The sequence below is a fragment of the Paenibacillus sepulcri genome (genome assembly GCF_042647105.1).
Classification (GTDB): Bacteria; Bacillota; Bacilli; order Paenibacillales; family Paenibacillaceae; genus Paenibacillus_Z; species Paenibacillus_Z sepulcri.
On record NZ_JBHRUP010000001.1, the window covers coordinates 1788093 to 1812387 of the forward strand.

Sequence of the window (24295 nt, forward strand, 5' to 3'; positions counted from 1 at the left end):
GACCTCCTTCACGTCAATATAACTAACACATAAAATACGATATATGTATCGTACCTGTATTATATTCTGATGAAAAAACAAACGTCAACTATAATTTTGAGCGTGTAATCGCTGTCAATTCTTTTGGTAATGATTGGACACTTTATGGACTGCTTTTATAATGTCATTGATATCCGATTCCGTGTAATATTCATTCACATTGATGCGAACGGCCGTCCTCAATATCTCCTCCGCATTCGGACATAATCCCCGTTCATAGTTGATGCCGGTTATATCGAAAGGAAAAAGGCTGCCAGGATACGCACTCCGCTGTTGAAACATCGGCTGCATATAGACGACATCCGGTATATAGCCGGCGCTGCACGGAATTCCTTCCGCAGCAAGCGCCTCGCTGAACTCGTTTCGGCTGCAGCCCAGCTCTTCTTCCTTCACCCGCAGCATATAAAACCAGAATGTGCTTGTATTGCCCTCTACAACGCGATGAGGGGAGATACCGCGGATCCCTTCGATTCCGGCGCCGATCCGGCTGCCGTAATCGGTTCGCTGCCCGCAGATCCAGCTGAGCTTCTTCAGCTGGGCGATGCCGACCGCCCCTTGAAGTTCCGTCATCCGGTAATTGGGTGCAAGAGTCTGGAGATCCCGCATGACGCTGCTCCCAAAACGCCGATAGTTCTTGTCTGCGAATGCATGAACCGTGTGATAATCCTCCTCTTCTCCCGAATTGACCGTAACCATGCCTCCGTCACCGGTTGAGATATGCTTGAAATCATTGGTGCTGAAGCAGCCGTAGTCGCCGATTGTACCCGCAAGCCTTCCCTTATACCGGCTCAGGTAGCTTTGGGCGCAGTCTTCGATCACCTTAAGCTGATGCCGTGCGGCGATGTCCATGATCGCATCCATATCGCAAGGATTTCCGGCTAGGTGGACAACGACAATCGCCTTTGTCCTGCCTGTAATCCGGGCCTCCACGGACGCAGGGTCCATATTGTAGGTATGCGGCTCGAGATCGGCAAATACGGGAATCGCATTCTGATACAGAATTCCAACCAGTGTTCCCTGGTCCGTGATCGGACTTGTAATAACTTCATCCCCTAAGGTAACGCCGGCCGCCCCCAAAGCGATATGAATGGCTCCCGTCCCCGACGAAGCGGCAACGCTGTAGTTCACTCCATAGATATGGTTGAAGTCGCGGAGAAACTGCTTCACTTTGCCGCCGAAGTGATAGAATAGCGTATTCTGCTGCAAGGCTTCCATTAATTCCTTCGCTTCCTCGATTCCAAATCGCTGTCCGCTGCCGAACGGCCCGCTCTTCACTTTCGGACCGCCGTAAATAGCCAATTGGTCTTCCATTTTGAAAACCTCCTATAAGGACAGATTTCTTGCTGAACGGTTGAGCACCGTCTTCCTGCATGGCACACCGAAACGTTCTACCACATTAGGTCCTGCTTCCGTAATTGGCATCGGCAGATAGACGATAATCCCGTTGATCCCCTCTGTACCGCTTGCCATGATCTCTCCCTGCTCCCCAATTCCGTCGATCCTTATCCCCCGGCGTGAACGCTCCCAATTGTTGATTTGCTCCGACGTCCAGAACTGGAACCCCCTCTTGACGGCTTCGGCGACCACCTTCCGCAGCGCATCCGTCACTGCAGGCTGCTGATGGATATGGACCTGGTGGAAGAGAAAATGCGCTGCTCCCTCCACCTTCGCGGTTTGCTCCAGGAAAGGGATCACGACGCTGGAATCCGCCAAGTTGACATGATCCAGATCCTGAGTCAGGAAACTGATTTCCAGCACGTCATACAAACGGTTATGCCGATCGAACCAGGCGATGGGAAAATAGGGATGGCAGGTTCCGAACAGGAAACCGATGTTGCCTTTTTTACTTGGACCCCTCGTTTGATCCGCCTGTATGCCGTTCTTTTCGCACCATTCAAACAGCTCTCCCCAGCCTTCGTACCTGGTATAGTGATTTTTGTTCGAGGTGACAGCATGCAGGCCTGTTGCCTGCTTCAACCATTCGAACTGCCGGTCGAATTCGTCCTCGCTCCACTTCCCATTCTGGATATCGAGCGCATTATAATGAAAGGCGAGTTCATGTCCATCGCGTTTGACACGCTCATAGACAGCAGAATGATACCCTGGCTCAATCATGCACCAGGTCGAATGAATCCCGCATTCCTTCAGGACATCCAGTGTAGTGTCAGCAGTCTCGTCGATATTAAGGTCGCTGTCATGTGAAATGGTCGCTACGCATTGAACGCCGTCCGGCCAGTAGCCGATTACAGGAATCGTCAATCCTTTTCCGGTCACAATTTGCAGCAGATGCGCAATCAGATGCTCCCTCCAGATGTCTGCGTAAGGATAAGCAAAATAAGGGGCGCCCGTCTCCGTATAGAGACGGTCCAGCTCCCAATCCATTCCGCAGCGGTCATCCGCCTTCAAGATCCCTTCATCTACGCTGCCCGTTCCGTCTTTGGCCGGAATGCCGTCGTGAAGCACCGGGCTTGTTCCCTGCTGGAACATCACGACCGTCCTCGGAATGTTGACGGACCAGCGGTCTATCCTGCCCCTTCCGATGGTGAATTGCAGCAGTGCAGCGCCTGCCTCCGGTCCATCCGGTGTATCGATACGCAGCGTTCCGGATGCCTGGGCGCAATAGGCGACGGAAGTTTCGCCAATCTCCCACGGCTTGGCGCTTAAATACCGCAGAGGCACATCACCGAACGCTCCTTGCCGGTCCGGATCCGTATAGCCAACCGCCAATTCCCGCTGCTCGAAGCAGCCGAGCCTGACGGCAAGCCGGTTCAAGCCCCCGTATGAAATAACAGTACCGCCTTGTTCCGAATATGCCCAAATCGCTTCTTCCGTCTCCGGATCTTCCTCTGCTAATGCGATGATTAATACATCCAGATCGTACTGCTGAATATCCCCTACCCGATTTATCCATTGAAAAGGCAATCCTGCATGTGCCAACAGCTCACCGATATACGATTCGAATACGTTAATGCCGTAACGGTGGCGGCGCCGGACAGCCTGTTGATCCGACAGCACGCCTATTCTAGCCATTCTCATGCGCTTGCTCCGCATCCCTTCATGTTTAAATTGTTGTCTTCAAGCGGAAAGCCTGATGGTTCTGCCGCTGCTCCGGCTGATGTTGGCCGCTTCGATAAAGCGGATGATTTCAAGCGTTTCCTCCAGAACGATCGGCGATTTTCCGGAACGGAACATCGCCATGATATGTTCCAGCAAGCTGGCATAATAAGGTTTTTTCTGCGCATACACATCAATGAAGCTCGAGCTATCCATTCGATGGATAACGGCTCCGAATTGCGAATTGCCCTTTCGGTTGCCGCGTATGGTTCCTATACGTCCATCCTTCCAAACGCCAACGATAAGGTCATGATGTTCATTCGTCACCGCGCTTACTTGAACGCAGCCCGATCCCATGGCCGCAAACAGCATCTCCGCCGTATGGATGCCATACCAGAACAGGCCCGGCTGAGTCGGCTCCAACGCCATTGGACCATAGCAGTCCATGCCCATGATGGATTCCTTCCCGGAGTTCTCCAAATCAGCCGTCAACCCTTCCGCATACCGGAGCGCGGAGCAGCTCATAAGCGGAACCTGATATTGTTTCGCTGCTGCAGCGATGGTTTCCGCATCCGCCAAGGAAATCGCAAAAGGCTTATCGATAAATACCGGTTTACCGTAAGGCGCGACCTTCATGAACTGTTCCCGATGAACCCTGCCGTCGACGGACTCAAGCAGAATGGCGTCACTTACGGCGGCCACCTCTTCGATGGTGTCCTTCATTTCAACGCCGTATGTTCCGGATAGGTCTTCTGTAAATCCTTGAACTCTGGAACGGCTTAATTCAAAGTCAGGTGAACCTCCGGGAAAAGCGGTGACAATCCTGCCTCCAGGAACATGGTAAGGATGATCGATATTGTGAAGCATCTCGGTAAAGGCTGTTACATGCGAAGTATCCAATCCGATCATGCCGATCTTCAATGTTGAATCGCTCAAGCTTCCTCCTCCTGACCCTTTTTATAGATACTTGTTATATACCTGTATTATAAATTTACATTACTGGCATTTCATCTTCCTGTCAATTCTTTTTTCGGCAATTCCATCCTGAGAAAACACCAAAATCAGCTCCCAAGAATAATGGCCTCATTTACAATTGGCGATGACAAATACCTCTCTTTTATGTAGTGGACTTCAGCTCGCGTTAAGTAAAAAAAAAGCGTAACCGTCTAACTTCAACCTTTCGGTTGACGGTTAGATGATTACGCCTTTTTACGAATTCGGGTTTCTATCAACCCCAACTGCTATTCTATGATCCCTGCTTATTTAACAGGTGATCCAGAATGGATTGTGTAACCTCGCTGGTTGTCGCATTGCCGCCAAGATCCCGGGTCTTCACACCCGCCTCCAGCGTATCTTCAATGGCAGCCAGCACAAGCTCCCCGATTTCCTTGTATCCAAGAAAATCCAGCATCATTTTAGCGGTCCAAATTTGTCCTATCGGATTGGCCAGCCCTTTGCCGGCAATGTCCGGTGCTGATCCGTGGACAGGCTCGAACATCGAAGGGTATTCCCGCTCCAGATTCAAATTCGCGGCGGGAGCAATTCCAATACTCCCCATAATGGCTCCGCCCAGGTCCGTTAATATATCCCCGAATAAATTGGATGCAACGATAACATCAAAAATTTGAGGCTTCATCACGAAAAAGGCAGCTAATGCATCGATATGAATCGCTGAAGTCGAAATATCAGGATAGGCTGTACAAACTCCCTTGAACACATCGTCCCAAAACGGCATGCTGTAGGTGATTCCATTCGATTTGGTAGCGCTCGTCACATGGCCCTTACGGTCCTTGGCCAATTCGAATGCATGATTCATCACACGCTCCGTAGCCTTGCGTGTAAAAACAGCGTTTTGAATCGCCATTTCATCCGGACCGCGATGAATACGTCCTCCGATTTCCGAATATTCACCCTCGGAATTCTCCCGGACTACAACCAGATCGAAGTCCTTGGGTTCCCTGAGCGGGGAACGCAGCCCGCGCAGCAGCTTGGCCGGACGAACGTTAACGGCCTGCTTCATCTCCCGGCGGATATGGATGAGCAAGCCCCAGAGCGAAATATGGTCCTGTACCAAGTCGGGCATGCCGACGGCTCCGAGAAAAATCTGATCGAAGCTGCGTAAGGTCGATATGCCGTCTGACGGCATCATCCGACCATGCTCCAAATAGTATTCGCAGCTCCAAGGAAATTTCGTCCATTTAAAAGCCAGCCCGCCATCAATCTGCGCAGCTGCCTCCAGCACTTTCAAAGCAGCGGGTACAACCTCCTTGCCGATTCCATCCCCCGGAATGACGGCAATCTCATAACTGTTCATCCTCGATTCCTCCACGCAATCGTATCGTTCCGTTTGAGTGCGAAACGTTCTCCTCAAAGCTTCTGGCCATTACACAGCTTATCGATGTATTCATCACGATAGGTTCCGGGCGTCATCCCCACCAGCCTCCGGAAAGATCGAATAAAGTTCTGCGAATTGTTGTATCGCAGCTTTCCCGCGATTTCGGATATTTTCATATCCGTATCCTCCAGCATTTCCTTTGCTCTATTTAACCGGTATTGCATCAGATAGTCGCTGAAGCTGATTCCCATCTCCTGCCTGAGCACCTTGCCGATATAGCTGGGATGATAATTAAGCAGGTTGGAGCACGATTCAAGGCTGATGTCGGTATCATAATGATCATGAATCATCTGCACCACCTCTTGGGAGATGGTTTGATATTTCGTTTTCCGCTGCTGTTCATACACGCATACCATAGGCTCGATAATCTGGAATTTAAACCAGTTCCGCACATCTTCAACCGATGCAAGCGCATACAACTGTTCCATCAGCGGCGGATCGCCTCCGAGCAGCTCGAAATGGGAAATGCCGCTGTCCTGCAGAAGCCTGATCAGATTGACAAAAAACCGCGTAACCGCAATTTGATAGTCGTTATAATTTTGATATTGACCGGAAATTTCCTCGAAGAAGGGATCCAGCAGCAGGCGGGTTTTTTCGCGGTCCGCCATCTTGACGGCATCAAATATTTGCCGTTCCAGCTCCTTCGGATATTCCGTAGTCACATTCTGGACCGGCTGCACGTCATCAATGTGAAGAATGGTCCGCTGTCCAAACAGCACCCTGTACTTCTGTGCATCCATCGCTTCCTTATAAGCTCTGTTGGCATCCTTGAGTCCGCCGTAAGACCTGCTGATTCCGATACTGATCCGCAGCGACAAATAATTCTCAACCTCGTCCTGAACCTTTTTGGCAATTGAATACATATAGGTTCTGAATTCCTCTGTCGATTTCGGATCATCAAAAAGGAGCGTTACCTGAGAGGACTGCACGACAATCGGTACCAGCCGGTTATGCTGCGGTATAAGATCGCCTACCATATTGCTTATAGCAAAAAGCAGCAGCTCGCTGTCCCTTTCACTGTACCGCGTGCCCTTCAAGGTATCGATTTGGATCGTGAGCACAGCCATCCGTTTCCATTTGTTCAAGCCGATATTCAGATGCCCCAGCTTCTCATTGATTTCTGAAGATTTCATATCCCCCCTTACCAGCTTGAGCACATAATACTCCTCCAGCTGCCGGATGTGGTTCTTGATTTGATCGGCCATCTGCACTTGAACATTTCGCATGCGCGTGAAGCCCTCATTGATCGTATGAAATTCATCAATCCGCTTACGTTCCTTGTCCTGGTTGGCAATTAGGGATTGGTACAGCCGTTGAATCGGAGCGTACATACGCTGTGAGCCGGTAAGAGAAAGAATAACCGCTATAAACAGCATTATAATACAGGTGGCCAGTATGATCCATCCCGTTCTTCTTGACTCAAAGCGGATCTGCTCAATGGGAATGACGGATATGTACACCCATCCATTGAAAGAGGAGCGCTGGAACGCAACGCCAACCTGTTTATCGCCATATTGGGCTTCGTATAAACCGGATGGCTCTTCCGATTTGCGCAGCCTGGCTATCAGCGTATTAAGGCTCTCCCCTTCCATCTGCATCGTTTCGTTCTGGGTGGCAAGGACATGGTAGGACTCATCGAGAATAATAACTTCTCCCAGCGTATTGTTGTTAGACAAGTAGCTGCGCAGCTGCTTGCTGGGGATTTCGACAATAAACATGCCATCCGGATTCTCGGAAAAAGCGGGAATTTTTTTAACCAGATTAATGGTGAGGCTTGGTTCAGCTGCGCTGCTATCGTTATGGAGCAAACGCTCCTGACCGGCAATCCAAAACTTGTCATTGTTAATGTTCAGATAGCCCGATATTTGTGAAGACTCCGAATCCGACAGCTTATTAAGTCCGCCGCTGTTTAATATCCAGTTCTTCTTTAAGTTGATCAAGTGGATATCCTGTACGCCGACATCAAAGGTCTGGACCTGCGACATGGAGGTTAATATGTTTCGAACCAGAATAAATTGGGATGGAATAATGCCATTATCCAGCACTTCCATAACCAAGGTGCTGTCCGAGAGGCGCGCAATCTGAAGATCGAGCGTAACCAGCACCTGCTCCACACGCAGTCGTGTCTGCTCCAGAATAAGAATGTTCCCTTCATTAACCTTTTCCTGAATCGTTCCAGAGGTCCTCGTGTAAAAAAACAGGCCAAGCAAAATGATTGGGAGCGTACTGACTCCAATTGTGAACACAATCATCTTAGTCAGATATCTGTTGAATTTAAACATGAGCAGCCACCACCTATTTATACAGCAGTAAAACCAACCTGTAAGCAATATGGATGATTGTTCTGTGCAGTTGTAATGACAGGATCGTTCTCTTGATTAATAAACGATGCTTCCTTCCCACCGCTGCATGCCTTAACGTTACTTGCAAGAGCCGGTTCATTTGCATGAGGTTGGTTATCACTGCTGCGGGATAATAGGTCAAACCGACTGTCCGTCTCTGCCCTTCTTGCCTACATCCAATTGATCCTTCAATGTTTCCTGGTCAATGATTCCCATGAAAAAGGCGCTGGCACTCCGCAAATACCCGAAGCCCATTTTCACTGCCTGGGCATAATGGCTTGTCGGTTCTTCCACGAAGGCCTTTTCAATTTCTTCTGGGGAAGGCTTCGCTCCCTGACGAAGCGCCTGGGACAGCCGGATGATCGCATCCTCTTCGTTATAGAAGTTGGTGTCCTTCACAAACCGCTGCACTTTGCCCTGGACCGGTGTCACCACCGCTTCCGCATAGCGGTCCAGTTGGATCGTCTGCTCCTGGTGCCTGGCATGCAGCTTTTCGAAAAAGACCTCCACATTGTCCGTATCGGGCGTAAACGTCTGCAGTTCGATAAGCGTACGCTGCCAAATAAAGCGGAACGTATCTGCCGCATCATTCACGTTGATCGCCTGTGCCGCCTGCAGGCTTCCCATGCCGGTCTCGAAGTTTGCCGTTCTGTACGGAAACGGCGTGCGGCTGTTGTTTTCGTATAATTTGTGGAAAATAAAGGCGTCATGATAAATACTGCAGTCCGTCGGGAACTCCCTCGATTCCGGTTCCGCCTCACGAAATACAACCTTCATCTGACGGTCAGCCGCGCGGTGGCACAGCCAGCCAAGAACAAAGGCCAGCTTATAGCCTAACTGCTCCTCATCCTTGCGTTCCTCCCAGTTCGTCCGGTATTTCTCCAGCAGCGGAATGGTAAATTTATCTCCGGAGCGCGTTACGCTGCCGAATTGCGAGAACTGGATGTGGCTGCGGCCCGATTCTTTAAAGGCCTCACAGATCGTGTCCGATGCAAACATCAGATTAAAGCAGTCTTCTACTACCGCTGTGTGGGTGACATTCTCAGACATGTCTCATCCTCCGTCTATTCTTATTGTATAGCGGGCCTTCCATCTTGGACAGTAACAATCGTAACAAGGAACAATCCTTAGAAAATCATTTTCAAAATAAATACGCTCTGCGCAGTAAAGCATTAACCGTAGAATCGTCCATGCCCAAGCCAGGACCTGTCGGCGCTTTGATGATGCCGTCCCTGACCTCCATGTCCGGGAATAAGAAACCGGTCTGTTTAATGCCCGATTTATCCTCCTGGAACTTCCCGATATTCGGTATATACGAAGCATAATGAAGCACATATACATAACCGAAGCCGCCGGAGATATGCGGTGTGACCGGAATCCCTTTTAGAGCGGCCATTCTGGCTATCCGGGTGTTTCTTATGAAACCTCCATTATACTGCAGGTCCGGCTGAACAACCTGAGCGGCATCGTTGTCGATGATCCATCTGAAGCGCCTGATGCTGGTTTCCTGTTCACCGAATGCCATGGGGATATCCAGAGTATCTGCAACCTCCTTCGTATCTTCCAGATGCTCGAAGGGACACGGCTCTTCATAGAAAAACGCATCGATTTCCTCCAGCATTTTTCCGTATTTGATGGCTGCAGCAGGGTCATAAGAGCCGTTGCCGTCCGCGTGGATGGCGATACGGTCGCCAAAAACCTTCCGGGTCATATAGATGAGGCTTTCCGAGCGTCCTTTGATCGAATCCGCATTTTTGCTCATCCGGCCGCCCACCTTGAATTTCACGGCCTTGGCTCCTGTTTCCTCCATTCTCCCCTGGAGCACCTCAATTTCCTCTTCCGGCGTAGTTCCCCGGTTCCCGCTGGCAACGTAAATCGGAATCTCATTCCGTACGACCTCTCCCAGAAGAGCGCCAATGGGCTTGCCGCTTATCCTGCCGAGCATATCCAGCAGACTGGCTTCCACCCATGAGATGCAGCACCACAAAGCAAGACCCGAAAGCTTATAGTTGCTTTGGTGCACATAGACCCCTTCCAGCAGCTGCTCCAAATCCCGGGCATCCTTACCGATAAAATACGGCAGAATCAGCTGCTTGAGAAGGGGATGCAAATATACCGCTCGCTCGCTGGCCACAGCCACCCCCTCGGAGCCGTCCCTTGAGCGGGACCTCAGGAAATATAATCCGTTGTTGAAAAGCAGCTCCATCGATTCGATAATGACCGGTGAGCGCAGATCATCCACCTTCAAGACCGCAGAATTTGCCGCCTCCTCCAGCTCTTCCGTGCTTACATGACTTCTGGCTTTGGTCAGGGAACCGTCCAGGTGCAAATACGACAAATCGCTATATAGCTTATTCAGGCTCTACCCCTCCTTAAATTTCGCGGCCGTGCCTATGAGCTATTGCTTGTTCGGGTCGGCCTGATATTCCTTGTTCAGTTCCTCAAGCACTTTATCACCGCCGGATTGCATCCAGCTGTCAAGCGCTTGCTGCCAGCCCTTGCCGTCTATTTCACCCATGATATATTTAATCCGCGCGTCATTAATAATTTTATCAAGCTGTGTGCGTTTTTGATCATACGTGGCCGAGCTGTAAGCCGCGGCCGGATTGACTACGAATATATCCGGAATGGCTGCCGCTTCTTTTTTGGCCGCTTTAAATTTTGCCGTGTACTTATCCAATGTGCCCTCCATGGCAAGCGACCCGTCGGCAACCTGCATAGCCTGCTGCATCTGTATCACCTCTGCCGCATACTTGGTGGCCTGCTCCGGCGTACGGGTCGCTTTCCCGTCTGCTACGGAATAGTGGACGCCTTCAATGCCCCATTCGAAAATATTTTGACCCTCTTTGGTGGAAAGCTTATCGAAGTATTGCAGAATCCGCCGCAAATCCGCTTCCGTCTTGACGGTTTGCTTCGGGATGACAAAGGATCCCGACACGCCTGCATCCATCAGCAGCTTCTTCCCGTTTACGCCTTCAAGGATGCTTGAGGTGTCCATCTCGGCACTGGGATTAAGCTTGAACAGCTCGGTATGGCGGGCAACAAAGTCGTTGTCGCCTAATCGAAAGCCGAAGAGCCCTTTATTGCCGTTATCGATATTCTGCACCCGCTCCGTGATCGCGAAATCCTGATTGATCAGCTTTTCCTGATACAACCGTTTATACCAGTCCATGGCGTCAATATAAGCCTGGCTTTCATGGGCAGGCACGATTTTGTTGTCTTTGACTTCCCATACGTTTCCGCCGCCCATAGCCGCCAATATGAACTTGAAGCCGCGAAGGCCTTTTTCTTCGGCAAGACCGATGGTATCCGCCTTTCCGTTGCCGTCCGGATCCTGGGTTGCAAACGCCTTGATCACTTCATACATTTCATCCAGCGTGGCCGGAGGCTTCAAGCCAAGCTTGTTCAGCCAATCCGTACGGTAAATCATGCCATCGCCGACCAGCGAGCGGGCGCGGTTGATCGTATAGGCTTTACCTCCGACCATGGTGCTTTTCAAAACCTCCGGGTTCAGCGCTTTCTCCAGATCAGGATAATCCTTGAGATAAGCCCCGATTTCCCAAAACTGATCGGATTTCATCGCGGATTTAATATGGGATGGGGTCGGGGAACCAACGAGCAGGACCATCGGCAGTTGACCTGAAGCTATAGTGGCATTTACCTTTTCGTCATAAGTGCCGTTGGGAACCCATTGAATTTGCAAATCGGTGTTGGTCAGCTTTTCTACGGCGGTAATGATCGGGTCGTTTTCTTTGGGCGGCTCGGATAATACAGACAAATTCATCATGGTAATAACAAACGGCTTCTCCTCACTCGCAGGCGTGTTCCCCTGCGGCCTATCGGATGCCGAGGGACCTGGGCTGCTGCAGCCGGCTAACGCCGCAGTGACTAAGATACTTCCGGCAAGACTGAGCAAGTACTTTGATTTCCATTGAATGGACATGTAATGAACCCCCCATGGTTTTTTGGATTAAACCGCAAGCCCGTATCCACGCTGCATGGCCTTTTTCGCTAGACAGCCAAAAGCTTGTTCAATTTATTCGATTCAATCCCGCCTGAGAAGAACACGCTGGCATTGCGTAAGTTGCCGAAGCCCTCCTTCAAGGCCTTCGCATAGCTGCTCCCCGGCTCGGCTGCGAACGCCGCTTCGATCGTTTCCTGTGACGGCTTCCTCCCCTGCCGGATAGCTTGAGCCAATTGAATAATCGCATCCTCGTCGTCATAGAAGTTCATATCCGTCACAAGCTGCTGCACCTTCGCCGGGTCCGGGTTCATTACAGCTTCCGCATAGTTGTCCATATATGCGGCCCGCTCCTGATATTTGGCATGTAGTCTGTCGAGCCAGCCCTCAATATCTTCAACGTCCGGAACGAAGGTATGCATCTCGATGAGAAGGCGCTGCTGTATAACCTGGAACAATTCCTGTACATCCCCGCTGCTGATGGAAGCTGAGGCAGGCAGGCCTTTGGCCCTTTTATCGTATGCCTCTGTTCTGTAGGGTTCCGGCGTTTTGCTGTTATTCACGTACAAGCGGTGGAAAAGAAAAGCGTCACGGTACATTCCGGATTCTGCCGTTTCCGGCTTCAGGTGATGCTCGGCAGCCCTGTGGCATAACCAGCCAAGAACAAACGCCAGAATGGATTCCGGTTTGGTTTTGGGTACAAGCGGGGCAGACCTGAAGCCAATTTCCTCTTCGGGCTTCTTATGGGAGTCCCAGTTGTCACGGTATTTCTCCAATAGTTGGACCGGAAAGCCCGCGGAGATGTCTGTTACGCTGCCGAACTGGGCAAAATTCGCATGGTCTTGGGCCACCTCTTTAAAAGCTTCGCAGATTTGATCCGATACCAGCATTATGGCAAGACAATCCTCGATTAAGGCTGTTTGAGTTACGCTCTCTGACATGTCTCATCCTCCGTTTCAAAATTGGCTATTGGTCACTGCTTTATCGATCCGTTTCCGTTATCTCTGTTTTCCTCTCAAATTATCCTGTTTTGGTGCCCGATCGGCCTGGTTCTCGTTTCGTTGTCGGCCGTTTCCGCATCTTGGCTTCGGTGGTGAACGTTCCATTTGATGGGGGTTATTCATAGAACCTCCTTCTGTGGAAGACATGATTTCTTATCCTTTAACAGAACCGATCAAGGCTCCTTTGGCAAAATGCTTCTGCAGGAACGGATAGACGCACAGGATCGGCAGCGTGGATATGACGATCACGGACATCTTGATAATCTGACTCGGTGGAACGATATAATTGGAATCGAAGGTCGCTGAATCGCCCAGTCCGCCCGACGATAGAATAACGATTTGCCGCAGCCACACCTGAATCGGCCACTTGTAGCTGTCGTTGATGTACAGCACCGCATGGAAAAAGGAGTTCCAATGGTTAACCGCGTAAAATAGCGAGAAGGTGGCTATTGCCGGGAGCGAGAGCGGCAGTACAATTTGCCACAAGATACGCAGATCATTGCAGCCGTCGATTTTGGCCGCTTCCTCCAGCCCCTCCGGCATCTGCTGGAAAAAGTTCTTCAGCACGATCAGGTTAAATGCGCTGATCGCTCCGGGCAGGAGCAGCGACCAATAGGAATTGATCATCCCCAATGACTTGACGACCAGAAACGTCGGAATCATTCCTCCGCTGAACAGCATCGAGAATATGACCCCCAGCATGATGATCCGCCGTCCGTCCAGGTCCTTGCGGGCCAGCGGGTAGGCCATCAGGCAGGTAAACAGCAAATTGATCGCGGTTCCGGTGACCGTAATAAAGATCGTTACCCCAAGGCTTGTGAGGAGCACGCTTGTGGAGAAAATATAGATGTATCCCTCCAGGGAAAACTCATGCGGGAACAATACAATCTTCCTGGTGATAAATTCCTGAGGTGAGGTGAACGAGCCTGCGACGACATAAATAAACGGAAGCACCGTGGCCAGACCGAACAGACCCAGAAAGGTGTTGTTGCCGATATCGAACAATCTGCTGCCAAGCGATCCCTTACGCATGTTACTCACTCCTTATCTGCCAGCGATAGACGTTGTACTTCTAATAGATGCCTTCCTCGCCCATCTTCTTGGCGAAGTAATTAGAGCCGACCACCAAAATAATGCCGATGGCCGATTTGAACAAATTGACCGCCGTTGAATAGCTGAAATCCCCTTGCTGGATGCCGCGTTCATACACATACGTCTCGAATACCTCTCCGACCTCCCGATTCATTGGATTAAGCATCAGGAATATCTGCTCAAATCCGGTATCCAGAAAAGATCCCATGCGAAGAATGAGCAGCACCACAATCGTGCTTTGAATCGCGGGAAGCGTGACATGAACCATTTGCTTCCACCGGCCGGCTCCATCCATCCGGGCCGCTTCATACAGCTGGGGATCGACACCCGACAGCGCAGCCAGGAATAGAATCGTGCCCCATCCGGTCTCCTTCCAGATCGACTCGCTGACGATCATCACCCGGAACCAATCCGGATTAAGCAGAAAATTAATCTTTTCCCCGCCATATTGAAAGATAAGCTCATTCACAATGCCGCCTTCGGTGGTGAACAGAATATAGGCAAGCCCAACGACGACGACCCAGGAAATAAAATGGGGAATATAAATCAAGCTTTGAATAACCCGCTTGTATGCCTCCTTGCGCACCTCGTTCAACAAAAGCGCAATAATAATGGGAAGCGGAAAAAAGAACAAAATATTATAGACCGCCAGAATAAATGTATTTCTAAACAGCATCCAAAACTCGGGCTCGCTGAAGAAAATGCGGAAATGCTCAAAGCCGACCCAAGAGCTTTTCAAGAAACCGGTAAAGGGCGAATAATCCTGGAAAGCGATGAGCACGCCCCACATAGGCGCATATTTGAAGATAAGAAAATACAAAATACCCGGCGCCAGCATATAGTACATCCAGCGGTTTTTGATCAACCGTTTCTTGAGAAAGTCTCCAGCCGTGGGCGTAACCATGGGATTCGGTTTATTTGCCGATAGCGCTTTCAATGATTTGATCATCCTTTCTGCATACAAGGTTTGTATGACGGGTTCGTGTTAAGCCGAGCATACCATCACCTGTCGTAACCGGATACAATCACTAGAGAGTCAAAATGGATGCGCTTTCAAAAAGCGGTATTTCAGGCTTGATCCAGCCTGATAATCATAAGAGCGACTCCGCATAATCATTTAGAGGTGTTAACTGCCGGCTGCGCTATTGTCAAATCGCGATTCCAGGAAACCCGCTATAAATGCCGCTTGCAGCCGCCGCACCTCATCTACAAAGTGAACATGATCGCAATAAGCGGAGTTTCCGAATTTCCTGGTCAAGCTGTACAGGTCGATTCGGGGTATTCCCAGTTCTGCGAAGATGGAGTCAGCCGCTGCATTATAAAGCATGACGTCTTCATGAAACCGGTGGAACGTTTTGCCTGGTATATTATGAAGCTCCTCCACGACGTCTGTCGTCCGAATCCAAACCACCCCGTTTGCCATTTCCATGGCGAGTTTGGCTATTTCCTTCAGGTTATCCTCGTACGAGTCAAGCGGAACCTGCTTGGCACGGGTTCGCGGATCCGTCTTCATATCGTGCAGCCCGCAGTTCAGCAGCAAAATATCGTAACGCACGCCGCTCTTGCATTCTGACTTCAAATAGCTTAAAACCATCGAGCTGTCTCCGCCATTGGCGCCCATGGCTTTATCCAGATCGACCATCGCCTGATCGCCGCCGCGCTTTCGGTCATAGCAGAATCTGCCCGCAAGCAGCGTACTCAAAAACGGACCATATTGGATAGAGATGCTGTCCCCGATTACCATTACATTTCTCATATCTGCCGACCTCCGAATGGTTTATAGCTGTCTGTATTTTGCAATTTCCTGTTCGTACAGATCATTTCCATGAGCATCATAAGCGACCAGCAGCGGAAAATCCTCCACCAGAAGCCAGCGGATCGCTTCCGGACCCAGATCCTCATAAGCAACAATTTCAACGGCCCTGACCTTTTGGCTAAGTACCGCGGAGAGTCCGCCAATTGCCGCGAAAGAAACGGCATTGTACAGCATGCAGGCCTCCTTGACCGTATCCCCCCGCGGCCCTTTACCGATCGTCCCCTTCACCCCGTATTCGTACATGGCCGGGGCGTAAGGGTCCATCCGAAAAGCAGTCGTCGGGGCAATGGGACCAATGATTTGTCCCGGTTTGGGAGGACAAGGCCCTGCGTAAAAAATAATTTGCCCTTTCAGGTCGACGGGAAGCTGCTCCCCCAGCTCAAGCCTGGCAATCATTCGTTTATGTGCAGCGTCCCTGGCCAGGTAGATGGCGCCGGAGAGCAGCACCTCATCCCCAGCCTTGAGCTGGCGGATAAAATCTTCAGCAAGCGGCGTAGTTACACGGTATTGTGTCACCTTGTACGGCTCCTCCCTAAATGACTGTTGATTGTTTCCGCGCGGCGTGACATTGAATATTAACGGCGACCGGGAGCGCCGTAATGTGGCAGGCATAGGTTTCCACGGATACCCAGAGTGCGGTATTGGTTCCGCCGAGTCCTTGCGGTCCGATTCCGGTCTTGTTAACCAGCTCAAGCAGCTCCCTCTCAAGCCTCGCAATATGCGGTTCGTGATGATGCTGTCCGATTTCACGCAGCACAGATTCCTTGGCAATCGCCGTCACCTTGTCAAAGGAGCCGCCAATCCCGACGCCGACTACGATCGGCGGGCACGCTTTTCCTCCGGCAGCAATAATGGTATCGAGCACAAACTGCTTGACACCCTCTTCCCCTTCGCCGGGCAGCAGAAACTTCATGGCGCTCATATTTTCACTGCCGCCGCCTTTGGGCAGCAGTGTCAGCTTGATTTGATCCCCCGGCACGATTTCCGTATGAACGACAGCCGGCGTATTGTCGTTTGTATTTACGCGCAGCAGCGGATCGCCGACCACCGACTTGCGCAGGAAGCCCTCCTCGTAGCCTTTTCGAACACCCGCCTGGATTGCTTCCAGGAAAGGACCGCCCGTAATGTGAACATCCTGGCCCACATCGGCATATACGATAGCAAGTCCCGTATCATGACAATAAGGCATATGCTGCTCAGCTGCTAATTCTGCATTCTCGATGAGCTGACTGATGATCGATTTGCCCAAAGGCGATTGTTCTGTCCGCTCTGCTTTCCTGAAGCCTTCCACGATGTCTGCAGGCAAATAATAGCAGGCCTCCCAACATAAACGAGCCACGTTATCGACAATTTCGTCCACATGTATAGTACGCACCATGTAATCTCCACCTTTATGCTTTGTTAAATCGAGCATAACATCCTTTCATCATAACCGGATATAATCAGGAGAGCGCCAGATTTTTCGAAGGCTGGAGCACATTACGCGAAACCGGGCATTTTCCGGCGGACGCTTAAGCTCACGCTCTTGCTCCGTTTCGGCCCGATGTGGACCTCCACGCATATCTTCAAATGCCCCGGATCCCTCTTCACGAAGTTTTCTCATCCAAACTTCCACACGGTTGTGATCATGAATGTCCAAATGAGCAGTAATCTTGCTGTAGCTCCATCAATCCTCAACATACAAACGAGTGGCCTCCACCTTTACGGACTCCGGATAATGTTTGAATTTCTGACCTTTCTTAGCTGGCATAAGAAAATGCACCTCCTAGAATTTCATCGAATAACCCTAGGGGTTTTTCCAATGTCTATTCTAAGGGGTGCACTTCAGTATGCTCATCCCGCTGACCCCGAAATCCCGCTCATTTGTTGGATGAGCAACCGATACAACGGTTGGATCATACCAGATTTCCGCGGGAGATGAATCCGGGACAAGTGCGCCGCGAGGATGACGAGTATGAACGTCATTTGGAGCTTCAGAGTTAGAAAGTGTTTCTCCACACTCGCATAGAAATCTAGCCAAAGCACACTCCTCCTTTTTATTGGTTTATCCAGATTTCCACTTTTCCAGGTAGTGCCTTGTCTTTGTATGTTCCAGCTGCTCTATTCATAATTTCAGTTACTTGCTCAGATGTCGTTGTGGTTCCTCTAGCGTCAATTATTACAGTTTGTGCTCCTTGCTTAAAGCCATCTTTTATCTTTGTAATTGCAATATTTACATTTGCGTTGGATAGAGTTTTTAATTCCGTTTTAATACCATTAACAAGGAAATCCGGTGTCTTTGATGTAGCGCTTCTTGGAATAACACCCACATTCTTGCCTTGAGAAAGTAAGTTGTCGATTACAGTCTTTTCTGCCGCAGTCAAGCCATCTAGTGAACCGGTAAGTAATTCTGCTTTTACAGCACTCCACCTTAGAACACATAGAAAAGTAGGCCACCCCGACAGCCTTCACATTCCCATAACACACCATACCTTCACAGCCCTTTCCGGTCCAGGATTCGCTTGACCTGCACCTTCGTGAATCGCTTGCCTTGCTGAGTCGTAAACCTTCGACGTTCAGCCGCCGCGCCGTCTCCATCAACGTCATGCTTGGGTTTCTCTCGCGTAGTTCAAACAGCCGCTTCACAGCAGATGCTCGGAGCGGGTTCACTTCAGGTATTCTTCTCCCCATCGTCTGTCTGAACCTTCGTTCCCGCAGTAAAACAGTTACATCCTAATGCTGTTAATTTGATTAAAGAAGGAACACCTTTTGTCGTTTATTTTAACGCTTGCTTTTCAAAGGTACCGACACCTAGAGTAGCTGTATTAAATATGACATCTGCTTGAGCATACCAATACTCTTTGGAATTCATAGGAACAGAGGCCGATGTGAAAAACGGATCGCTAAACCCCAACGTCCAATAGCTCATTGCACTTTCCCATGACGAATTCCTTGCTTTCATTTCCACGACAAAGGCATTCCATTGATCGCCAATCCATGAGTTTCCGCTTGGGTCAAATCTAATTATTGGATTATTCTCCACATACGTATACAGATTCAAACTCAGCGGATTCTTAATCTGTCCCTCAACCGTATCCTCACCTGTAAACCGTCCAATACTGGGATCATACCATCTCGCCCGCAAGTATTGAAGTCCGGTTGCAGCATCCTGCATCTCACCGGAGTACTTGAAGGACTGCTCAATCGTTTCCGTCTGCGCGGAGATATTCCCAAAGATATCATAGTTGTAGTTGTTCAGCTTCGTTTTCCCGGTGCTGTCCATCAGATTGACGACATCCCCATGCCCATTCTGTACGTAATAGGCTTTGCCCATGTCGTCCTCGCGGGCGATCAGCCCTTGTCCGCGGATATAGCGGGCCTTGAGTGTCGCCACGCCGCCGGTCATCGTGGCTTCTGCTATGACTTGATCCCCGTCCACATAATAGCGGGTCGTCTGTCCGTTCTCCGTCCGTTCCCACAGCAGCCCGTCCCCGTTGTACGTATAGGTGACATTGCTGCTGGGGACAGGGCGGTCGAACGGTTGGCTGGTCGTCATCGACTTGCGGTTGCCGCGGCTATCGTACTGGTAGGTTTGGTTGAACTGCGACGAGGTGCTGATCCGGTCCAGTTCATCGTACGCAAAACTGCTTAGCGTGCCGTTTTCCGTCTTGGTCTTCTGATTGCCGTTCCCGTCGTACGTATAGCTGAACGTGTTCAGCGTCGTTCCGTCCGCTTTCTTTTCCATCAAGCTGTTGACCTGTTTGCCGTCATAGCCGAATGTGGCAGTCACGCCATTGCGCTGCGTTAGATTTTTCAGCAAATTATCCTGAAAATACTGGTACTTCGCCTCGTAACCGGATGCGAAATCCAGGGAGGCGGCCACGGTATCCAGCCGGTTCCGGGCATCGTAATGGTAATACGTGTTTTTGCCAAACGGATTGCTCATGACGGTCCGGCTGCCATTGGCGTCGTATCTTTCTTCGCATCGGGATACGTCATCGCTGTAAGCATCCCGGTGGACGGACTGTACGTATACCCCGTCGTTCCGGTTCCGTCCGTCATGCTCGTGCGCCGGCCGGCCCGATCATAGGTGTAGGCAATCGTCTCCTGCCCTGCGATGGGATTCCAGCTCGCATCTACGACTTCTTTCTTCTTTAACACGTTCCGGTTGTCCACCGTGTACTTGAATCGGGTTCCGTTTCGGTCGATGGACCGGATCTGGTTGTCGTTCGCATCATAATACATTTTCTCGATATTGTTTTTTCCGGCCACTTGCGTCTCGGTGGTTTTCACCAGTCGCCCGATTTCGTCATTTAAATGATCCGGTTAGTTAAAATTACATGGGTTTAAGCTCACATATGAAGTTGTTGCCGTACTATACTTATCTGGGTTGTGGCAATTTTCTTGAATTTTTCAAACCGTACTGACAAGCATTAAAAATATCATACGTAGCAACTTCTGTTGGGCTTACCCACAGATTCATTCGGCACTGGGCGGGTGTAAAAAAAAATGACCTTGAGGATTTGTCGCCCCAAGGTCATATACACTATTGTAGTTCCTGTTTTAATCTGTCTATTCTTTCTAACTCATAAGAATAATCACAATCAGAATCAAACGTATTAGTCATGCAGGTAAAAAACTGTTCTGCACCTTGAATTAATGCAATCAGAAAATCATTCTTAGGTAACACGAAACTGGAAATCTCACTACCTTCAATTGAGAATAGCAATAACTCTTTTGATGTTAGACGGAGAATTATTTTGACGGGTTGGTCAGGGAAATATACGCTTCCTTCGCCTTTTTGAAGTACATCATCAATTAGATTCATAATGTACGCCCATAATTGTCGTTCCGATTTATTGCCGATCCCACGTTTTTAAGTTTACCTCAAAAATTGAATACCAAATTATTATGCAAAGGCTTGTACGTCCAAGAGATCACTGTTAAAAGTGAAGTCTTGGATGTATTGCCATTCTCACTAAATAAGACCTAAAATTCGCTAGTCATATCTACCCATTTCAAATCCAAAACAACCGAAACTTTAATAGTATCTCGTAGCACCTTATTTTTATAGTCACTGTCATCCTGCGCAAAGGAGAAATACACCGCCGAATACTCATAACTATAGACTTCTAGGTATCGACTCGACATATCCCCACCACGCACTCCACATGCCTTGAGTGTACCAAAAAGATGCCAGCTATCTAATCCCTCGCGCTTTCGATTCGTCTTAGTTTCTCAGTATCCCGAGCTGGAGATGAACCGAAAAAGCGGGAGTACTCTCGATTAAACTGTGAGGGACTCTGATAGCCAACTTGATATGCGGCACTGGCTACTGCATAGCCCTCAAATGCAATGAGGTTTCTAGCCTCCAAAAGCCTTAATTGCTTTTGAAATTGAATAGGACTTAAACCCGTTGCACGTTTAAACTGACGGTGAAAGGTATTTATAGCCATACCAGATTTTGATGCCATCTCACCGATGTCTATTGGCCTCATAAAATTATCGCGAAACCATTTTACAATTTGAGAAATTTTAGAGAAATTACTTTCCCGCAGACCAAGTTGCCTCAGATACCATCCTTGTGGTCCCATCAGAACGCGATAAAGGATTTCGCGTTCATAAGCCGGTGCAAGAGCTGGAATATCTCTTGATGTATTCGTTAATCGCAATAAGCGCAGCCATGCCTCCATAAATTCAATGTCTATTTCACAAGCTGCGAAATGCTCAGAAGCAGTTGGTATTAGATTTTCAGGAAGATCTCTTAATAAACTCTGAAGAACATTCTGATTCAACTCAAGACCAAGGGACATGTAAGGACGGCCATCACGGTCTGGATGTACACTCGCTGTTGCGGGAACATGTACCGGTACCACGTAATACGAAGGCCCTTCCAGGGTAGTGCTACGCTCCCCGATTGAAAGAATCTTTGTTCCTTGAACCGTAAAACCAATCATCGGCTCGTAGAGCGCTGCGAGTTGATGTGCGGGAATGTCTCCCTTAATCATGCTTAGCCCCGGTACTCCGGTTTCAATTGGTCGAGTGCCTGCACTTTTCATTAGATCAATAATTTCATCTAAAACTTTATTCATACACTTATTTTATCATATGACTTCTTATTCCTCAACACAACTCTGAAATGCATCGGCATTTTTAGGCTCTTCTTATAATAAAAAAAGGGGATAATCCGGGTTTATCGAAATCTTACTTGGTGGTTTTAGGCAATTAAAAGGCATTATTAAATCTATATTATTTCAGCAGAAACGACTAAAATAAAATCCAGATCGAACGCAAGAAAGGGAGGATCTTATGAAAATTGCAATCGTAACAGGTGGAAGCAATGGTATTGGAAAAGCGACGGCTCTTGAGTTTGGCAAGCGTGGAATTAGCGTCATTCTCACATACAATTCCTATAAGGACCGGGCAGAAGCTGTCGTTAAGGAAATTGAGAAGTATAAAGGAGTTCGGGCTGTAGCACTGAAGTTGGATCTGACTCAAATATCAACATTCGAAGGTTTCGTTCTAGATGTAAAAAAGATTCTCAAAGATATTTGGGACAGAACGACTTTTGATTACTTAGTTAATAATGGCGGTGTTGGTGGGCCAATGATGTTCACTGAGATGAGCGAAGAGTACTTCGACAAAATTCTTAATACGAACTTTAAAGGACCGGTTTTTTTAACACAACACCTCGTCCAATTCATCGATGATGCTGGATCCATCGTAAATACCACGAGTTCATCCAAGAACCAATCATTCCCAGGATACTCCGCCTACGGCTCGTTAAAAGCAGCATTCTCAACTTGGACTCGCTATATCGCCAAAGAACTTGCACCTCGCAAAATTCGGGTCAACGCAGTTTCTCCCGGCCCTACGCACAGCAATTTTGGCGATGGAGCATTCGATAAACATCCTGAATTCATCAAGCCGCTGGCTGAGCAATCTGTATTTGGCAGAATCGGCCAACCCGAAGATCTTGCGAAGGTCATTGTGAACTTATTGTCCGATGATTTTGGTTGGGTTACAGCCCAGGACATTGAAGTGTCTGGCGGACATTTGCTTTAAGAATGTGAGGACGACATGAGAGTCGAATCTTGAAGAAACGACGGATGCTAAACATTGATAGATACCTAACCAGCTCCCACACATTTTTAAAAATCGGGAAGAAAGAAGATTATATTTCAATCTAAAATGACCAATCGAGTAGGAGGCTACCCATTAGTTGAGTAGCCGACCTCTCACACCACCGTACGTACCGTTCGGTATACGGGGTGGTTCAACCGCTTACGTGCAATGACGTAGACGCTCGTACTGGGCAGGGAAGTCATCATACCCTGCCTGTGCGAGCTTTTCATTTGTTACAGACCGATTCAACACCGCGCTTCCGGCGATTCGCCAGCTTTGCAGGATTCGCTTCATGTCCGCTACATAGAAATAGCCGATCCAACCGCGAGTATAGATCTTCACTCGCACGTATACGTCTTTGCCATTCTTTCCTAAAGCAAATCCGAGGAATTTAAAGTGCTTCAGTGCCACAACGCTGACTACCTTGCTCTTCTGTTCATTTGCAGCTTTAGCCGCTTTTCCAGATAGGTCTGTCTGGATTCCAGCAGCCGAATGGCTGCTCGCTTGCTCTTTGCAAGCACCACGATATCATTCGCATAGCGGATAACCGTCACACTTCGGCTTTCCATCTCCTGATCGCGATAAGGTAGATGTTTGCCAAAAGCGGGGACATCGGTCCGCCCTGAGGCGAGCCTTCTTCCGTTCCGCGGCGAACCCCGTTTTCCATGACTCCGCTTTTCAGGTACTTTTTGATTAGATCGATGACGCGTTTATCCTGGATTTGTTTACGCAAGAGGTTCAGTAGAAGCTCATGGTTCAACGTGTCAAAATATTTTGAAAGGTCGATTTCAACCGCATGACCGCACCCTTGCTCCGCATAAGCTTTTACTTTTCGAATCGCTTGCTGCGCACTTCGCTCCGGGCGGTAACCGTAGCTTCCGTCCGGGAAGAGCGGCTCGAACAAGGATTGAAAATTGCTGGGCGATGGCTTGCTGGATGATGCGGTCAACGACTGTGGGAATACCAAGCTTCCGCACGCTGCTTCCATCTGGCTTGGGGATCTCCTTACGCCTCACTGGGCTTGGCTTGTAACTTCCATCCCGGATGCTTTGCAGTAGCTTCTCTCTGTTTTCACGCAGCCATGGCAACGCCGCCTCGACGGTCATTCCATCGATTTCCGGCGCTCCGTGGTTGCGCTTGACCTGCTTGTACGCCCGGTTCAGATTATCTCTGTCCAGTATGCGTTCCATTTGGTCGGTTGCACCGTCTCTTTCTTTTCCTTCCCGAGCTTCGATACTCCGCGCTCCTGCATACTCTTCGCTTTCCACGCTATCCCTTTGCCGGCAGCCCTTTTGGTATTCTACTTTCATCGCATCGATTCTCCTTTCAGTTTGTACTCGAGACTCACGATTGTTCTGCCCTTCCGCTTACCGCTGACGCGGCAAGCGTACTATGGCGTCTGCTGACTTCTCACATCAAGCTTTACTTCGTCTTTCGGATTTTTTTTCCTTACTCCACGTCTGTGAGATCTCCCCGGGTAAGAGCGATAAC

At 49.3% G+C, this 24295-nt stretch carries 22 protein-coding genes; 1 reads left to right on the plus strand and 21 read right to left on the minus strand.

From position 1 onward, the window contains the following. Positions 1-114: 114 nt before the first annotated feature. From ACFOLF_RS07925 to ACFOLF_RS08015, 19 genes are all read right to left on the minus strand, one after another. Positions 115-1350 (minus strand): DegT/DnrJ/EryC1/StrS family aminotransferase, encoded by a 1236-nt coding sequence (locus tag ACFOLF_RS07925; RefSeq protein WP_210037906.1) that lies wholly within the window; start codon positions 1348-1350, stop codon positions 115-117. A gap of 12 nt (positions 1351-1362) precedes the next feature. Further along, on the minus strand, positions 1363-3075 hold the full coding sequence (locus tag ACFOLF_RS07930; RefSeq protein ID WP_210037907.1) for a hypothetical protein: 1713 nt from the start codon (positions 3073-3075) through the stop codon (positions 1363-1365). 39 nt (positions 3076-3114) lie between these two features. Next, positions 3115-4029, minus strand: coding sequence for a Gfo/Idh/MocA family oxidoreductase (locus ACFOLF_RS07935; protein WP_379114026.1), 915 nt, complete (start codon positions 4027-4029; stop codon positions 3115-3117). A 310-nt stretch (positions 4030-4339) separates the two neighbouring features. Further along, positions 4340-5407 (minus strand): tartrate dehydrogenase, encoded by a 1068-nt coding sequence (locus ACFOLF_RS07940; protein ID WP_210037908.1) that lies wholly within the window; start codon positions 5405-5407, stop codon positions 4340-4342. A 53-nt stretch (positions 5408-5460) separates the two neighbouring features. After that, a complete protein-coding gene (locus ACFOLF_RS07945) occupies positions 5461-7770 on the minus strand; it encodes a helix-turn-helix domain-containing protein (protein ID WP_210037909.1) in 2310 nt (769 codons plus the stop codon). 198 nt (positions 7771-7968) lie between these two features. Beyond that, on the minus strand, positions 7969-8880 hold the full coding sequence (locus tag ACFOLF_RS07950; protein ID WP_210037910.1) for a hypothetical protein: 912 nt from the start codon (positions 8878-8880) through the stop codon (positions 7969-7971). Between the two features lie 91 nt (positions 8881-8971). After that, complete coding sequence (locus ACFOLF_RS07955; RefSeq protein WP_210037911.1) at positions 8972-10168, minus strand: mandelate racemase/muconate lactonizing enzyme family protein; 1197 nt, start codon at positions 10166-10168, stop codon at positions 8972-8974. Positions 10169-10228: 60 nt separating this feature from the next. Next, positions 10229-11773, minus strand: a complete 1545-nt coding sequence (locus ACFOLF_RS07960; RefSeq protein WP_210037912.1) for an extracellular solute-binding protein — start codon at positions 11771-11773, stop codon at positions 10229-10231. Between the two features lie 68 nt (positions 11774-11841). Beyond that, positions 11842-12732, minus strand: coding sequence for a hypothetical protein (locus tag ACFOLF_RS07965; protein ID WP_210037913.1), 891 nt, complete (start codon positions 12730-12732; stop codon positions 11842-11844). 213 nt (positions 12733-12945) lie between these two features. Next, positions 12946-13824 (minus strand): carbohydrate ABC transporter permease, encoded by an 879-nt coding sequence (locus ACFOLF_RS07970; protein ID WP_210037914.1) that lies wholly within the window; start codon positions 13822-13824, stop codon positions 12946-12948. A 40-nt stretch (positions 13825-13864) separates the two neighbouring features. After that, a complete protein-coding gene (locus tag ACFOLF_RS07975) occupies positions 13865-14788 on the minus strand; it encodes an ABC transporter permease (RefSeq protein WP_210038082.1) in 924 nt (307 codons plus the stop codon). 222 nt (positions 14789-15010) lie between these two features. Then, the gene (locus ACFOLF_RS07980; protein WP_210037915.1) at positions 15011-15640 is read right to left on the minus strand and encodes an SGNH/GDSL hydrolase family protein; all 630 of its coding nucleotides are present in this window, start codon (positions 15638-15640) and stop codon (positions 15011-15013) included. A 21-nt stretch (positions 15641-15661) separates the two neighbouring features. Continuing rightward, positions 15662-16216, minus strand: coding sequence for a FumA C-terminus/TtdB family hydratase beta subunit (locus ACFOLF_RS07985; RefSeq protein ID WP_379114024.1), 555 nt, complete (start codon positions 16214-16216; stop codon positions 15662-15664). A 16-nt stretch (positions 16217-16232) separates the two neighbouring features. Beyond that, positions 16233-17078 (minus strand): fumarate hydratase, encoded by an 846-nt coding sequence (locus tag ACFOLF_RS07990; protein ID WP_379114022.1) that lies wholly within the window; start codon positions 17076-17078, stop codon positions 16233-16235. A 658-nt stretch (positions 17079-17736) separates the two neighbouring features. Continuing rightward, on the minus strand, positions 17737-18063 hold the full coding sequence (locus ACFOLF_RS07995; RefSeq protein ID WP_210037917.1) for a CdiA C-terminal domain-containing protein: 327 nt from the start codon (positions 18061-18063) through the stop codon (positions 17737-17739). A gap of 392 nt (positions 18064-18455) precedes the next feature. Further along, positions 18456-19625 (minus strand): RHS repeat-associated core domain-containing protein, encoded by a 1170-nt coding sequence (locus tag ACFOLF_RS08000; RefSeq protein WP_210037918.1) that lies wholly within the window; start codon positions 19623-19625, stop codon positions 18456-18458. After that, positions 19622-19972, minus strand: a complete 351-nt coding sequence (locus ACFOLF_RS08005) for a hypothetical protein (RefSeq protein WP_210037919.1) — start codon at positions 19970-19972, stop codon at positions 19622-19624. Before ACFOLF_RS08005 ends, ACFOLF_RS08000 begins: the two co-directional genes overlap by 4 nt. A gap of 253 nt (positions 19973-20225) precedes the next feature. Continuing rightward, positions 20226-20507, minus strand: coding sequence for a hypothetical protein (locus ACFOLF_RS08010; RefSeq protein ID WP_210037920.1), 282 nt, complete (start codon positions 20505-20507; stop codon positions 20226-20228). 376 nt (positions 20508-20883) lie between these two features. Further along, positions 20884-21771 (minus strand): AraC family transcriptional regulator, encoded by an 888-nt coding sequence (locus ACFOLF_RS08015; protein ID WP_210037921.1) that lies wholly within the window; start codon positions 21769-21771, stop codon positions 20884-20886. Between the two features lie 217 nt (positions 21772-21988). On the opposite strand from ACFOLF_RS08015, the gene ACFOLF_RS08020 reads away from it, so the two are divergent. Next, the gene (locus ACFOLF_RS08020; RefSeq protein WP_210037922.1) at positions 21989-22744 is read left to right on the plus strand and encodes an SDR family NAD(P)-dependent oxidoreductase; all 756 of its coding nucleotides are present in this window, start codon (positions 21989-21991) and stop codon (positions 22742-22744) included. Positions 22745-23223: 479 nt separating this feature from the next. Here ACFOLF_RS08020 and ACFOLF_RS08025 read toward each other — a convergent pair whose 3' ends face one another. Next, entirely contained in the window at positions 23224-23358 is a 135-nt protein-coding gene (locus ACFOLF_RS08025) for a hypothetical protein (protein WP_379114020.1), read from the minus strand. After that, complete coding sequence (locus ACFOLF_RS08030; RefSeq protein ID WP_210037923.1) at positions 23355-23792, minus strand: reverse transcriptase domain-containing protein; 438 nt, start codon at positions 23790-23792, stop codon at positions 23355-23357. Before ACFOLF_RS08030 ends, ACFOLF_RS08025 begins: the two co-directional genes overlap by 4 nt. Positions 23793-24295 lie beyond the last annotated feature (503 nt).